Annotated in this window: 14 protein-coding genes; 3 read left to right on the top strand and 11 right to left on the bottom strand. The window is 58.0% G+C overall.

Features of this window, described 5'->3' with window-relative positions:
- Positions 1-147: 147 nt before the first annotated feature.
- From rpoB to ACXAGD_RS14500, 4 genes are all read right to left on the bottom strand, one after another.
- Positions 148-4284 (bottom strand): DNA-directed RNA polymerase subunit beta, encoded by a 4137-nt coding sequence (gene rpoB, locus ACXAGD_RS14485; RefSeq protein WP_475211553.1) that lies wholly within the window; start codon positions 4282-4284, stop codon positions 148-150.
- A 250-nt stretch (positions 4285-4534) separates the two neighbouring features.
- Positions 4535-4909, bottom strand: coding sequence for a 50S ribosomal protein L7/L12 (gene rplL / locus ACXAGD_RS14490; RefSeq protein WP_008204003.1), 375 nt, complete (start codon positions 4907-4909; stop codon positions 4535-4537).
- Between the two features lie 79 nt (positions 4910-4988).
- Positions 4989-5507, bottom strand: coding sequence for a 50S ribosomal protein L10 (gene rplJ, locus ACXAGD_RS14495; RefSeq protein ID WP_170375385.1), 519 nt, complete (start codon positions 5505-5507; stop codon positions 4989-4991).
- 312 nt (positions 5508-5819) lie between these two features.
- A complete protein-coding gene (locus ACXAGD_RS14500; RefSeq protein ID WP_475211554.1) occupies positions 5820-6119 on the bottom strand; it encodes a hypothetical protein in 300 nt (99 codons plus the stop codon).
- Between the two features lie 477 nt (positions 6120-6596).
- Between ACXAGD_RS14500 and ACXAGD_RS14505 the strand changes: the two genes are divergently transcribed.
- Positions 6597-7430 carry a phosphotransferase family protein gene (locus ACXAGD_RS14505; protein ID WP_475212600.1) on the top strand — a complete coding sequence of 278 codons (834 nt, stop codon included), beginning with the start codon at positions 6597-6599 and terminating at the stop codon, positions 7428-7430.
- An 88-nt stretch (positions 7431-7518) separates the two neighbouring features.
- On the opposite strand, the gene rplA is transcribed toward ACXAGD_RS14505, so the two are convergent.
- A complete protein-coding gene (gene rplA, locus ACXAGD_RS14510) occupies positions 7519-8217 on the bottom strand; it encodes a 50S ribosomal protein L1 (protein WP_475211555.1) in 699 nt (232 codons plus the stop codon).
- Position 8218: 1 nt separating this feature from the next.
- Positions 8219-8668: a 50S ribosomal protein L11 gene (gene rplK, locus ACXAGD_RS14515; protein WP_010440985.1), complete on the bottom strand. Its 450-nt coding sequence runs from the start codon at positions 8666-8668 to the stop codon at positions 8219-8221.
- A gap of 311 nt (positions 8669-8979) precedes the next feature.
- On the opposite strand from rplK, the gene ACXAGD_RS14520 reads away from it, so the two are divergent.
- Together ACXAGD_RS14520 and ACXAGD_RS14525 are read left to right on the top strand one after the other, a co-directional pair.
- The gene (locus ACXAGD_RS14520) at positions 8980-9840 is read left to right on the top strand and encodes a hypothetical protein (protein ID WP_475211556.1); all 861 of its coding nucleotides are present in this window, start codon (positions 8980-8982) and stop codon (positions 9838-9840) included.
- Positions 9837-10601 carry a hypothetical protein gene (locus ACXAGD_RS14525; RefSeq protein ID WP_475211558.1) on the top strand — a complete coding sequence of 255 codons (765 nt, stop codon included), beginning with the start codon at positions 9837-9839 and terminating at the stop codon, positions 10599-10601. Before ACXAGD_RS14520 ends, ACXAGD_RS14525 begins: the two co-directional genes overlap by 4 nt.
- A 128-nt stretch (positions 10602-10729) precedes the next feature.
- On the opposite strand, the gene nusG is transcribed toward ACXAGD_RS14525, so the two are convergent.
- The 5 genes from nusG to ACXAGD_RS14550 all read right to left on the bottom strand — a co-directional run bounded on the left by nusG (position 10730) and on the right by ACXAGD_RS14550 (position 14532).
- Positions 10730-11263 (bottom strand): transcription termination/antitermination protein NusG, encoded by a 534-nt coding sequence (gene nusG / locus ACXAGD_RS14530; protein ID WP_170415591.1) that lies wholly within the window; start codon positions 11261-11263, stop codon positions 10730-10732.
- A gap of 198 nt (positions 11264-11461) precedes the next feature.
- The gene (gene secE, locus ACXAGD_RS14535; RefSeq protein WP_170328797.1) at positions 11462-11659 is read right to left on the bottom strand and encodes a preprotein translocase subunit SecE; all 198 of its coding nucleotides are present in this window, start codon (positions 11657-11659) and stop codon (positions 11462-11464) included.
- A 68-nt stretch (positions 11660-11727) separates the two neighbouring features.
- Positions 11728-11886: a cbb3-type cytochrome oxidase assembly protein CcoS gene (ccoS, locus tag ACXAGD_RS14540; RefSeq protein ID WP_475211559.1), complete on the bottom strand. Its 159-nt coding sequence runs from the start codon at positions 11884-11886 to the stop codon at positions 11728-11730.
- A 5-nt stretch (positions 11887-11891) separates the two neighbouring features.
- Entirely contained in the window at positions 11892-14069 is a 2178-nt protein-coding gene (locus ACXAGD_RS14545) for a heavy metal translocating P-type ATPase (RefSeq protein WP_475211561.1), read from the bottom strand.
- Between the two features lie 4 nt (positions 14070-14073).
- Entirely contained in the window at positions 14074-14532 is a 459-nt protein-coding gene (locus ACXAGD_RS14550; protein ID WP_475212602.1) for a FixH family protein, read from the bottom strand.

The raw sequence follows: 14532 nt of genomic DNA on the forward strand, positions 1-14532 counted from the left end.
AAAAAGAAAAAGTATCGGTCTTAGAATCTTGAACAGGGTTGAGGTGCTGTGCGGGGCATATTGAATTGACGCAATTATAAGGCAGCCACTCAGGTAAGCTCCTAGGACACCAGTCCATACTGGAAGCTCCCCAACCCAGTTCATTGATTACTCATCAACCTCCGCATCCAGGAGTTCCATATTCAGGCCGAGGCCACGGACTTCTTTAACCAGAACATTGAACGATTCCGGTACGCCCGCTTCAAAGTTATCCTCGCCCTTGACGATCGACTCATAGACCTTGGTCCGGCCGGCGACGTCATCCGATTTCACCGTCAGCATCTCCTGCAGGGTGTAGGCGGCGCCGTAAGCTTCCAGAGCCCAGACTTCCATCTCACCAAAGCGCTGACCACCGAACTGCGCCTTACCGCCCAGCGGCTGCTGGGTCACCAGGCTGTACGGCCCGGTCGAACGCGCGTGGATCTTGTCGTCCACCAGGTGGTGCAGTTTCAGCAGGTACTTGATGCCCACGGTCACCGGACGCGCAAATTGCTCACCGGTACGGCCGTCGAACAGGATCGACTGACCGCTTTCCGAGAAGCCCGCACGCACCAGCGCGTCGTTGACGTCAGCCTCTTTGGCACCGTCAAAGACCGGGGTTGCGATCGGAACACCGCGGGTCACGTTGCCCGCAGCCTCGATCAGGCCATCCTCGTCCAGACCGGTGATGCCTTCTTCGTAGACATTCTCGCCGTAGGCCAGCTTCATCGCTTCGCGCACCGGGGTCAGATCGCCGGACCGGCGGTATTCACCCAGAGCATCGTCGATGTTCAGACCCAGACCGCGTGCGGCCCAACCCATGTGGGTTTCAAGGATCTGACCGACGTTCATACGCGAAGGCACGCCCAGCGGGTTCAGACAGAAGTCAACCGGAGTACCATCGGCCAGGAACGGCATGTCTTCCATCGGAACAACCTTGGAGATCACACCTTTGTTCCCGTGACGACCGGCCATCTTATCGCCCGGCTGCAGCTTGCGCTTCACGGCGATGAAGACTTTGACCATCTTCATCACACCCGGCGGCAGGTCGTCGCCACGACGGACCTTCTCGACCTTGTCTTCAAAACGGGCGTCCAGAGCACGCTTTTGCACTTCGTACTGCTCGTTCAGAGCCTCAACGATCTGTGCGTCCTGCTCGCCTTCCAGCGCCAGCTGCCACCACTGACCACGGGTCAGGGTTTCCAGCAGTTCCTCGGTGATCACCGACCCTGCCTTGACGCCTTTCGGGCCTTTGACTGCGGTTTTACCCAGGATCAGGCCTTGCAGACGCGCATAGATGTTGCGGTCCAGGATCGCCAGCTCGTCGTCCCGGTCACGGGCCAGACGTTCGACTTCCTCACGCTCGATCTGCAGCGCACGCTCGTCTTTCTCGACGCCGTGACGGTTGAAGACGCGGACCTCAACCACCGTACCGTAATCGCCCGGCTTCACGCGCAGCGAGGTGTCGCGCACGTCAGATGCTTTTTCACCAAAGATGGCGCGCAGCAGCTTTTCTTCCGGGGTCATTGGGCTTTCGCCCTTCGGAGTGATCTTGCCGACCAGAATATCGCCTGGCTCAACATCCGCGCCGATGTAAACGATGCCCGCCTCGTCGAGGTTGCGCAGCGCTTCTTCACCGACGTTCGGGATGTCGCGGGTGATCTCTTCCGGGCCCAGCTTGGTGTCACGGGCGGCGACTTCGAATTCCTCGATATGGACCGAGGTAAAGACGTCGTCACGCGCGATACGTTCCGAGATCAGGATCGAGTCTTCGTAGTTGTAACCGTTCCATGGCATGAACGCGACGACCACGTTCTTACCAAGCGCCAGTTCGCCCATATCGGTGGACGGACCGTCGGCAATGACTTCGCCCTTCTGGACGGTGTCACCCACCTTGATCAGCGGACGCTGGTTGATGCAGGTGTTCTGGTTAGACCGCTGGAATTTGCGCAGACGATAGATGTCAACGCCAGCGTCACCCAGTTCCAGATCTTCGGTAGCGCGGATAACGATACGCTGGGCATCGACCTGGTCGATGATACCGGCGCGTTTCGCCTGAATCGCAGCACCCGAGTCGATCGCAACCTTTTCCTCGATACCGGTACCGACCAGCGGCGCTTCGGCGCGCAGCAGCGGAACCGCCTGACGTTGCATGTTCGAGCCCATCAGAGCGCGGTTGGCGTCGTCATTTTCAAGAAACGGGATCAGCGATGCAGCGACCGAGACCAGCTGTTTCGGCGACACGTCGATCAGGTCAACATTCTCGCGCGGGGCGAGGGTGTAGTCACCGGCCTGACGGGTCGAAACCAGATCGTTGATGAACTTGCCATCCGCATCCAGTGTCGCGTTCGCCTGCGCCACGGTGTGACGCATTTCCTCGGTCGCGGACATGTAGTGAACCTCGTCGGTCACCTCGGCGTCTTTGACGACGCGGTAGGGTGTTTCGATGAAGCCATACTTGTTCACGCGGGCAAAGGTGGCCAGCGAGTTGATCAGACCGATGTTCGGACCTTCGGGCGTTTCAATCGGACACATCCGGCCATAGTGGGTCGGGTGTACGTCGCGCACCTCAAAGCCCGCACGCTCACGCGTCAGACCACCCGGGCCAAGCGCCGAGAGGCGGCGTTTGTGGGTGACTTCAGACAGCGGGTTGGTCTGGTCCATGAACTGCGACAGCTGCGACGAGCCGAAGAACTCACGAACAGCAGCAGCAGCCGGTTTCGCGTTGATCAGGTCTTGCGGCATGACGGTGTCGATTTCGACCGACGACATACGCTCTTTGATCGCGCGCTCCATGCGCAGCAGGCCAACGCGGTACTGGTTTTCCATCAGTTCGCCGACCGAACGCACACGACGGTTGCCGAGGTGGTCGATATCGTCCACGTCGCCTTTGCCGTCACGCAGTTCAACCAGCGCCTTGATGCAGGCCACGATGTCTTCGCGGCGCAGGGTACGCAGGGTGTCCGGCGCATCCAAAGCCAGACGCATGTTCATTTTCACGCGGCCAACGGCGGACAGGTCATAACGCTCGCTGTCGAAGAACAGGGTGTCGAACAGGGCCGACGCAGCCTCGACGGTGGGCGGCTCACCCGGGCGCATGACGCGGTAGATGTCCATCAGCGCGGTTTCGCGACCCATGTTCTTATCTGCGGCCATGGTGTTGCGCATGTAGGGGCCGACATTGACGTTGTCGATGTCCAGAACCGGGATGTCGGTGATACCGGCATCGATCAGTTCTTTGACAGTGCCGCCGATCAGGTCGCCGTCCTTGTCGTATTCCAGGGTCAGCTCATCACCCGCTTCGACATAGATAGCGCCGTTTTCTTCGTTGATGATGTCCTTGGCGACATATTTGCCGACAATGTGATCGAACGGAACCAGCAGGTCGGTGACCACGCCTTCTTCGATCAGTTTCTTGACCGCGCGCGGGGTGACTTTCTTGCCCGCTTCGGCAATCACTTCACCGGATTTCGCGTCGATCAGGTCATAGGTCGGACGGGTACCGCGCACACGCTCGGGGAAGAACGGTGTGACCCAGCCCTTCTTCTTGTCCAGCTTGTAGGACACGGTGTTGTAGTACGCGTCCATAATCGCTTCCTGATCCAGACCCAGCGCGTACAGCAGGGTGGTCACAGGCAGCTTACGGCGACGGTCGATACGGGCGAACACGATGTCCTTGGCGTCGAACTCAAAGTCCAGCCAGCTGCCGCGATACGGGATGATGCGGCAGGCAAACAGCAGTTTGCCCGAGGAATGGGTTTTACCCTTGTCGTGGTCAAAGAACACACCGGGCGAACGGTGCATCTGGGACACGATCACACGCTCGGTGCCGTTCACGATGAACGTACCGTTCGGCGTCATCAGGGGCATGTCGCCCATGAACACGTCCTGTTCTTTGATGTCTTTAACCGATTTCGCGCCAGTGTCCTCATCGACATCAAATACGATCAAACGCAAAGTAACCTTCAGCGGCGCGCTGTAGGTCATGTCGCGCTGCATGCACTCTTCGACGTCGTATTTGGGTTTTTCCAAATCGTATTTCACGAACTCCAGAACGGAGGTTTCGTTGAAATCCTTGATCGGGAAAACCGACTGGAACACACCTTTGATGCCTTCGCCGTCAGTGGGCTGTTCTGCATCGCCGGAGCGCAGGAAAAGATCATAAGAAGATTTCTGGACCTCAATGAGGTTCGGCATCTCCAGCACTTCGCGGATTTTGCCGTAATATTTACGAAGACGTTTCTGGCCAAGGAACGTTTGAGCCATGTCAGATGTCACCTTTCGATGTTCTCAGCGGGCAAAGACACCGTCGGGCCCCGGCATCTTGCACATTCGAGACGACACGTCCGGATCAATTCATGGCCACCGTCCCGAAGGCAGCCTCCCGATCCGAGAACCGCGTCTAAGAAAACGCCCCAACCCATGAGGCCCTTTCTAAGACAGGTTCGGCTGGACCCGGATTTCTCCGGACCCAGCCAAATGTTTCGGCGCATCAGCGATGCACCAGAGACTAAGCTTAGGCCAGCTCGACTTCGGCGCCAGCTGCTTCCAGCTTGGCTTTGACGTCTTCTGCTTCTGCTTTGTCCACGCCTTCTTTGATCTTGCCGCCGGCTTCGACCAGTTCCTTGGCTTCTTTCAGGCCCAGGCCGGTGATGCCGCGAACTTCTTTGATGACGTTGATTTTCGATGCGCCGGCGTTCTTCAGAACGACGTCGAATTCGGTTTTTTCTTCCTCAGCTGCACCGCCGGCGTCGCCACCAGCAGCCATGACAACTGCGCCGCCTGCTGCGGGCTCGATGCCGTATTCGTCTTTGAGGATGGTTTTCAGTTCTTGTGCTTCCAGCAGGGTCAGACCCACGATGCTTTCTGCGAGTGCTTTCAGATCAGCCATTTTATCAGCTCTTTCCGTTTACAGTGTGTGTTCCAACGTCAGGGTGTTCACCCTACGCAGATCATTCAGTGCCAACCGCTTACGCAGCTTCCGCCTTCTCTTCGATGGTGGAAAGGATGCTTGCGATGTTGCTTGCAGGTGCGCCAATTGCACCGGCGATGTTCGAAGCAGGCGCGCCAAGCATACCAGCGATCGTAGCAATAAGCTCTTCACGCGACGGCATTTTCGACACGGCTGTAACACCAGCCCGGTCCAGAGCGTTCTCGCCCATTGCACCGCCAAGGATTTCGAACTTTTGGTTCTCTTTGGCGAAGTCCTCGGCCACTTTGGCTGCTGCCACAGGGTCCTCGGAATAGGTCAGAACGGTCATCCCTGTCAGCAGGTCGGCCATGCTTTCACACGGCTTACCCTCAAGGGCGATTTTGGCGAGCCTGTTTTTGGCAACACGCACGGAGCCACCCGCGTCACGAGCACGTGCGCGAAGGTCCTGCATCTCGGCAACTGTCAGACCGGCGTAGTGGGCAACCACTACGACGCCAGAGCTTTCGAAGATTTGGCCGAGTTCCTCGACCACTTTCTCTTTCTGGGCTCTATCCACAGTTCTCTCCAAGTTTGGGATGTCAGACATCCCGGCTCATATTTGCCGTGGCTTGCGCCCCGGCGTTCAGGTCCGTTGTTACGGGATTGGCCAAAACTCGCCCGAGGATCGTGACCCTCAGAATTCTTTGGTCTTACCCGTCTCAGGCAGGGAATTAAGGGGCCATATGGACCCACCCACCGTCTTGGACGAAACGAAATAAAGCGCACGACGAATCGCACGCTTTACTCCGCAGCTCTCTTTAGGGCAGATGACCGGGGTTTCCAAGAGGTAAATTAAACAAGCTTGCTTGCCGATTCCCCGTCAATTCGTTCAATTCTCCCGGGTGATCGACACCACGGATTGACCGGCCTGGCCGTTATAGTATCCATAAACGAAAAAACCTTGATCACCCTTTTTGTACTTCAGGCCCTTTTTTGAACCGCCTGCTGGGCTGTAGTCGTTCGCCAGAAGCGAATTTCCCACAAACGCGAAGGTCTCACGGTAGCCAGAAAAATTCCCGATTATGAACGTGCAGGCGTCATCATCGGCGCTGAAAAGTGTATTCGCGAAATTCAGTCGATCCATGGCGAAGTCGCCGCGCTCTTCTGCCTTTTCCGCACAGTATTCCATTCCGGACTGTTATATGCACAGCCAGACCGGAAAATCGTTCCACCAATCACAGCGGCCATCACTGTGTTTAGTGTCATTTGATATCTCATAGCTCTTTTTGGGAACCAGTAGAGCCCGGCCCATGGAAAGGGGAGACACCCAGGGATTGTTTTTCCCGTTTTGCCTCTTTCATGGCGGCTGTTACACATTCAACTGTGTTTGTATATTTCCCAGCTTGCGGCTTACACCTAGCTACGGTGCAAGAACGGCCCTGCTAAAACCCCTCTTCTCGTTGACAGAGTGCGTGAACTCCGGTCCTGTGATCGCAGCCAACTAAACTACCCGAGGCATGGTGCGTTCCCTTCGATGTTGCCAATAACCGATGAAGAAAGAGCACGCGCGGCCTCTTGCGTGCATGAGTTTTCCACACAACACACCGCTGACGAAGTATTGCATTTCGACTGCGTGTACCGATCACATGACTTTGCCGACACGCGTATGGTTCTCAGGATCAAAGGCAAGCAACAGGATTACGCACTGAAAATAGACACGCTGTCTCCGGCCTCTGGCCGATTACAGCGAGAATTTGAGTTGCTGACCGAACTGTCGCAGCAGTTTTTGCAATTCGAGACCTCGCGCGCTGTGCACCCTTATTACCTGTCGCCCGGGGGCATGTTCTTCGTCTCCGAATTCGTAGATCGTCCCACCGCAGCGGACGTGATCCACAACAGTAAAGACGACGATCAGGTCGCCCGGATCTACCGCCGCGCCGGGGCGTGGCTGCACGACCTGCATAGCTGCCGGCCGTCCACCGAGTATGCGTTTCGGCCGCGCTGGATGATCGACGCCATCTACGAGCTGCAGCAATCCGTGCCGCCGCACATCCGGGCAACAGGCGGGCATATGGCGGAAATTCTGGAAAAGTCTGCGCTGAATCTGAAAGGCATCCCCGATACGCGGGTGTTTTCGCATGGCGACTTTCACGGCCAGAACCTGATTGTCGGCAAAGGTGAGATGATCGGACTGGACTTCACCGAGATGCGCGAGAAGCTCGCCGTTTATGACATTGTCGATTTTCTCAAGTCAGATGTTTTCCGCGACGCCGAGCCGCCCGACGTAGACCGCAGCGGCATCCTGAAACTGAACAAGGACATGTTCTTTCGCCGCTATCGGCACCCGATCCATATGGGAATACTGGATTTCTGCATCCGCGGGCGTCTGCTGAAAGACTGGCTTGCGTCGTGGCACGTCGATCATCGCTGCAGCCCCTACGAGGAAGACAGGCGACAGCGGCTGGGGGATCGGCTGCAGATCGCCTTTCAAAACCGTTGAAAGGCCTTAACTCGCAAGCATTTCACAAAAGAAAATCCCGGGCAGTTCGCACCACCCGGGATCAAATCTTTGCAACTGAAGCTAAGGCTTATTCGCCCGCAGCAGCAGCCACGTCCAGAGTCACGCCCGGGCCCATGGTCGAGCTCAGTGCGATTTTCTTCATGTAGGTGCCTTTGGCGCCCGACGGTTTGGCCTTGGCCACAGCCGAGACGAAAGCACGGACATTTTCGGCCAGCTTGGCTTCGTCGAACGACGCTTTACCAACGCCAGCGTGCACAACGCCGCCTTTTTCCGCCTTGAACTGAACTTCACCGCCCTTGGCTGCTTCCACGGCTGCTTTCACGTCCATGGTCACGGTGCCAACTTTGGGATTCGGCATCAGGTTGCGGGGGCCCAGAACTTTACCCAGACGACCGACGATCGGCATCATGTCAGGGGTAGCAATGCAGCGATCGAATTCGATGGTGCCGCCCTGAATGGTTTCCATCAGGTCTTCTGCGCCAACGATATCTGCGCCTGCTTCTTTTGCTTCGTCAGCCTTGGGGCCACGAGCGAATACAGCAACGCGCATCGCTTTACCGGTGCCGTTCGGCAGACCGACAACGCCACGAACCATCTGGTCTGCGTGACGGGTGTCAACGCCCAGGTTCATCGCGATTTCGATAGTCTCGTCGAACTTCGAGGTTGCGTTGGCTTTGACCAGGGCAACTGCTTCTTCGACCGACAGGTTTTCCTTGCCAGCGACAGCTTCGCGCGCAGCGCGGGTACGTTTACCGAGTTTTGCCATCTTACTTCACCTCGATGCCCATGGAGCGGGCCGAGCCCAGGATGATCTGCATTGCGCCTTCGACGTCGTTGGCGTTCAGATCTTTCATTTTGGCTTCGGCGATTTCACGAACCTGCTTTGAGGTCACGGTGGCCACGGTCTCACGACCGGGGTTCTCCGCGCCACGGGGGCGGTTACGCTTGCCGACCGGCTTCAGACCAGCTGCTTTTTTCAGGTAGTAAGACGCGGGCGGCGTCTTGATGTCCATGGTGAAGGACTTGTCCTGATAGTAGGTGATCACGGTCGGGCACGGAGCGCCGGGCTCCATGTCTGCGGTCTTGGCGTTGAACGCCTTGCAGAATTCCATGATGTTGATGCCGCGCTGACCCAGCGCCGGACCAACTGGCGGCGACGGGTTCGCCTGACCTGCAGGAACCTGCAGTTTCATTGTACCAGCAAGCTTCTTGGCCATTTGGTTTTCCTTTCAACGTAGGTGAAACGCGTTCCACCCGGTTTATGTTGCGTGGTCCGATCCGGGATCGCGATCCCAGCAACCTCCCACGAGAGAATCTCGCCCGAAGACGATAGAGGCGGCATTTACAGGGGAACGATGGGGTTGGCAAGTGGATGTCACCGTATTCCCAATTGACCCTTTTCGTCTTGGCCCGACCCAAGTGTCAGTTAGAAACAGCCAAACAGAATAATTTATTTGAATACATAAGTTGCACCAGAGAACAAGGTGGGTATCTTGGAACTGCTTGATTGCAAAAGAGGTGATCGGGGATGGCATCATCTCGGCTGAACAAGGGGCTACTGATCTGCGTTTTCCTGGCGATGCTGCCGGGATGCGGCAGCAAGGCTCAGGATCAGGACGCTGCGTCCGAGACAACCGGCCAATCCAACGGGTTCAACAGTCCCGCGTCAACCGCCACGACGGGAATTGATCCTGCCACCTATGCCGGTCGGTTTCAGATAAAACTGACCAAGGAAGTTCCCCTACGCGACATTCCCGTTCCCTTCACGGTTTACAGTGGCCTTGAAGAAGCCAGCCCCACACGGTTGCGAATAAGGGCGTTCACGGACCTGCGTGGATTGCAGGAAAAGGCGCCGCAGATTCTGACTGGCCCTCTGGAAGAAAGCTGCAAACGTCAGATCTATCTTGAGGTCCGCGATGTCACCGCCATAGGGGATACTGTAAAGGTCGAGGGTTCGGCCCGCGCTCAATTTACCAGGTGCAACCGGCGTGAAGAAGCTGGCATTCGTTATTTTGGGGCTACAGTCGATGCCGTTGCTGTCGCCAAGGCGGAAGTCAAAGGCCAGTGCCTGACATTCAGTATCGAAAATGTTGACCTCAACCCTCGTGGCTTTATCGGCGCCGTCAGCAATCTTTTTGGTTTAACCAACCGCATCAACGAAGCCGTGCTTGAAAAGGGTGGAGAGTTTTTGGCCGCCAACCCGGTCTGCCCGCCACTGCCCGAAGAATTCACCGTTCTCGACCCGATCTACGAATCCGGCGGCACACGCGAAATTGCTCCGGGCGGGATGGGAGCCGCAGTTGTCGGATCGGCTGATGTCAGCGCCGAGACAATCGTCAAAGTTCTTGCGGGCCTAAAGGAGCTTGGTGTTTTGGAGTTTGCTGAATGAGACATTGGTTCATGATCCTGGTCTTGGCAGCAGCGGTTCCTGGCGTTCGCGCTCCTAGCGCTCAAGAGGTGAACTTTCTGATCGACGCCACCTTGCCGGTGCGCGAAACAAAGCTCCCCTACACGTTGGACCTGAAAATCACTGCCGCTGCCCCGACACGGATCGGGGTGAACGCCCTTCTCGACCTCCGAGAGATACAAGAAACTGTGCCAGAGCGGTTGGCTGACAACGCGATCATCGACAATTGCGGCCTGCAGGCCCGGCTGGATGACCTAAGCCTCAATGCCCAAGACGACGCGATTGACTTGAATGGGGATGTAACCATCACAATCTTCGAATGCAGCCGAACCAGCGAGCGCGACTTTCAGCGGGGCGAACAAAAAAGAGCCATCCTGGCGAATATGTCCACTGCGGCGACCGTCGAGCTGCGCGACAATTGTGCTTATTTCAAACTCATTGATCTTACACTTACGGCCCCTGAAGAACAGCGCGAGCAACTTCTGAAGGACGACACTCTGGACTCTGTTAAGGAATTGATGCTGGCCGCTGTGGACCTTGTTTTGAACGAAACCCCGTTGTGTCCGGAATTGCCAGCAGAGCTCGCTTCACTCGATCCGGTTTACGACAATGGCGGCCCGAAAGAGATCGGAGAAGGTGGGCTGGGTGTCTTTCTTGACGGATCGGTGGATTTCAGCCCGTCGACAATCCTCGACATTCTGACAGCCCTTCAACAAAATGAACTGATCCCCGGACCGCCATAGCTACACAGTTCCTTCCCTGCCACCGAAGTAACCTGCCCTTTGCCTTCGGCCGCTAGAACTGGTTTGTAACAAAAAAACGCCGCGTTGCCCAAGGCATCGCGGCGCTTCGAATCTCGCTGCAGGTTCAATCAGCTCTGCTTGGTCACCTGGGTAAAGTCCAGCTCGACCGGGGTTTCGCGACCGAAGATCGAAACCGAAACCTTCAGCTTCTGATTCTCGTCGTCCACGCCTTCGACCATACCGTCGAAATCCTCGAACGGGCCGTCGTTGACCTTGACCTTCTCGCCGACCTCAAAGCTGATCATCAGTTTGGGCGCTTCTTCGCCTTCCTGAACGCGGTTGAGGATCTGGTTCACCTCGGCGTCACGCATCGGCATCGGGCGGCCTTGCGGGCCTAGAAAACCGGTGACGCGGTTGATCGAGTTCACAAGGTGGTAGCCCTGATCCGACATCTCCATATGCACCAGCACATAGCCGGGCATGAAGCGGCGTTCGGTCGTGACCTTCTTGCCCCGGCGCACTTCGATCACCTCTTCGGTGGGCACCAGAACCTCGTCGATATCGTCCTCAAGGCCCTGCTCGGCCACGGACGTGCGGATCTGCTCTGCGATCTTCTTTTCGAAATTCGAAAGAACGCTGACCGAGTACCACCGTTTCGCCATGAACCTGTCGTCCTTGTTTGTCTTCGGTGCGCACGGGTTGCCGCAGCACCGTCATTGAAATTCTATCGCATCACCCGGAATAAAAAGCGGCGCGCAGCCCGAATCGCCGCACGCCCATTCCGAATAGTACCGCGTCACCTACTCTGACATCGCGCGGTGTGCAAGGGGGCAGTGGCGTTTCCGCCTGCCCAAACCGGTTTAGCTGAACGCGCCCAGAATCGCCTGCAGTCCGCCGCGAATGGCCAGATCCACCAGCGCAAAGAACACGGCCGTCAGCGCCGCCATGATGAACACCATGACCGTGGTCAGCAGAACTTCACGCCGGGTCGGCCAAACGACCTTTGAGACTTCGGCGCGGACTTGCTGAATGAACTGGATCGGATTCATAGTTGCCATTTGGCTTGGTTCTCTCTGCTAGCGGATGGGCCGGACATAACCGGGCATTGCGGCAATTTCAAGGGCCGTCAGGGCCTGGGCTTGTCGTCCCATTCGTCGTTCAGGATACGGCGCGCATCACCTTCGGGATCATCATACTGGTTTGATCGAACCGTATAGATAAACGCCACAAGGCCAACCCCACCCAAAAGCAGGGAAATCGGTATCAGATAGGCCAGTACTTCCAAATCAGTTACCTCAGGCGCAAGGCGTTAAGGGACACGGTGATGGACGAGGTCGACATCGCCAGTGCCGCGATCAACGGTGTGGCCAAGCCAATTACGGCCAGCGGTACCGCGATGATATTATACACGGTGGCGATGCGGAAGTTCTCACGAATCCGCTTGGTCGCCTTCACAGCCGTATCGCAGGCATCCGCGATCGGGGCAAGATCATAGCCCAGTAGCACGATATCCGACGCCACCCGCGCCGCATCCAGTGCCGAGGCCGGAGAGATCGACACATGTGCTGCTGCCAGTGCCGCCGTATCATTCAAACCATCACCGACCATCAGAACGCGACGGCCCTGATCACTTAGCTCCTGCACGCGGGCTGCCTTATCCTGTGGCAACGCTTGCGCGACCCAGTTTTCGATCCCCAGCTTTGCAGCCAGCGCCTGCACCGCGCCCTGCGTGTCACCGGAAATAAGGATGACGTCCTTGCCCGCATCGCGAAGAGCCTGAACCGCCTCGGCCGCGCCGGAGCGCAGGCTGTCCGTGAACAGGAAAGAAACAGGGGGTTGTCCACCAACCGACAGCCAGGCTGCGGTTTGGTTGCCCTCTTCTGCGCCGGTCCATGCCGCACGACCCAGGCGCACCCGCTGGCCGCGCCAATTGCCCTCGGTGCCATAGCCCGGAACTTCGGTAACATCCTTGAGGCTGGCCGGTTTGATCCCGGTATTCCGTGCAGCCTTGGTCAGTGCCGCCGACAACGGATGCGAAGACGCCTCGGCTAATGCCAGAGCAATCTCAAGGTCCGCGCGGGAATGATCGCCCAGATTGGTCAGTTCGGGCGTGCCCGAGGTCAGCGTACCGGTTTTGTCGAAGACGACCGTATCCACTTCGGCCAGACGTTCCAGCGCGGTGGCGTGCTTGATCAGCATCCCCTTGCGGAACAGCCGCCCCGAGGCTGCCGTGGTCACCGCAGGTACGGCCAGACCCAACGCACAAGGGCATGTGATGATCAAAACGGCAGCGGCGATGTTCAGCGCGGTGCGGATATCGCCGGAATAGATATACCAACCCAGAAAGCTGATGGCCGACAGGATGTGCACACCGGGCGCATAAAGCTTAGCCGCCTTGTCAGCCAGCGAGGTATAACGCGACCGCCCCGATTCAGCGATGGCGACCAGATCAGCCATGCGGTGCAGCGAAGTATCCTCGCCCACCGCTGTTGCCCGGATGGTCAGGGGGCCTGTCAGGTTGACCTCACCGGCACTGACAGTCAGGCCAGCCTCGGCAAAGACCGGCAGGGTTTCCCCGGTCAGCAAAGAGCGATCCAGTTCCGACTGGCCGGATACGATTTCACCATCCACCGGCATACGGCCACCGGGCCGGACAAGGACCAGGTCACCGACGGCCAGCGCGGCCACGGCGACCTCTTCTTCGGCCCCATCGACCAGCCTAATAGCGCGAGGCACTTCAAGCGCCGTCAATTCTTCGGCCGCGGATCGGGCGGCGGCGCGGGTGCGGTAATCCAGATAGCGGCCCGCCAGCAGGAAGAAGGTCAGCGTCAGCGCCGCGTCGAAATAGGCGTGTTCACCACTGAGCGCGGTTTCCCACAGCGACGTCACCAGCGCCAGCACAATGGCCAGCACAATCGGCACGTCCATGTTCAGGCGGCGCACGCGCAGGGCGCTCCAGGCGTTGGTAAAAAAAGGCTGCGCGGAAAAGGCAATCGCGGGCAGCGCAATCGCTGCCGAGATCCAGTGGAACATGTCGCGCGTGGCATCCGAGGCCCCCGACCAGACCGACACCGACAACAGCATCACGTTCATCGAGGCAAACCCGGCCACCGCTAGGCGCATCAACAGATCGCGGCCCGCCTTGTCCGCCTGCGTGGCCGACAGGGCGCCGGGGTCCAGCTCATGCGCCTCGAAACCCGCATTCTCTAGCACCGGGATTAGATCGGCGGCGCGTAGATCGGGAGCCGCTTTGACCATCGCGCGTTTCAGGGTCAGGTTCACTCGCGCATCTTCCACGCCGGGATGGGCGTTCAGCTCACGTTCGACCGTGGCGATACAAGCCGAGCAATGGATACCCGGCAGGGACAACGCAATCTGCACATCCTGCGGAATGGGGCGCGCCGGTTCTGCAGGGCTGGCAATGCATCCCGGGCAGGCCGCCGTACCGGATGTAAGCTGCGCCGTCATCCAATCACCCCTTCACATACAGCGGCACGCGCTGCGCAAACTTCGCGCCGTCATGATCCTTGGCGACCAGACGAATGTTCCAGTTACCCTCGCCCAAAGCCGCCGGGGTTGCATAAGCCTGACCGTCAAAGGTGAAATCGGGCGAGAAGTCCTCTTTCACATGGGTCGCACGGCCAACGACCGCCTGCAACTCTGCCACTTCGACCGGAGCACCGGTCTTGTCGGTGATGTGCAGGATCAGCAGACCGCCCGAAACCTCGGCACGGATGTGCCAGCCCAGCGCCTGCTGTTCCTGCAGACGCTCGTTGAACTCCTGACTAGCGACATACGAGTTCTTCACTTCAAGCCCCGGAAAGGTCTTCACCGCGCTATAGGCCAACACAAGATTGACAGCGATGATCACACCAAAGGCGGCGACGAACACCGCCAAAGCGTGTTTTCCGGTAAACTGACGCTCAGCCAT

Source organism: Ruegeria sp. ABF4_144, assembly GCF_056160045.1.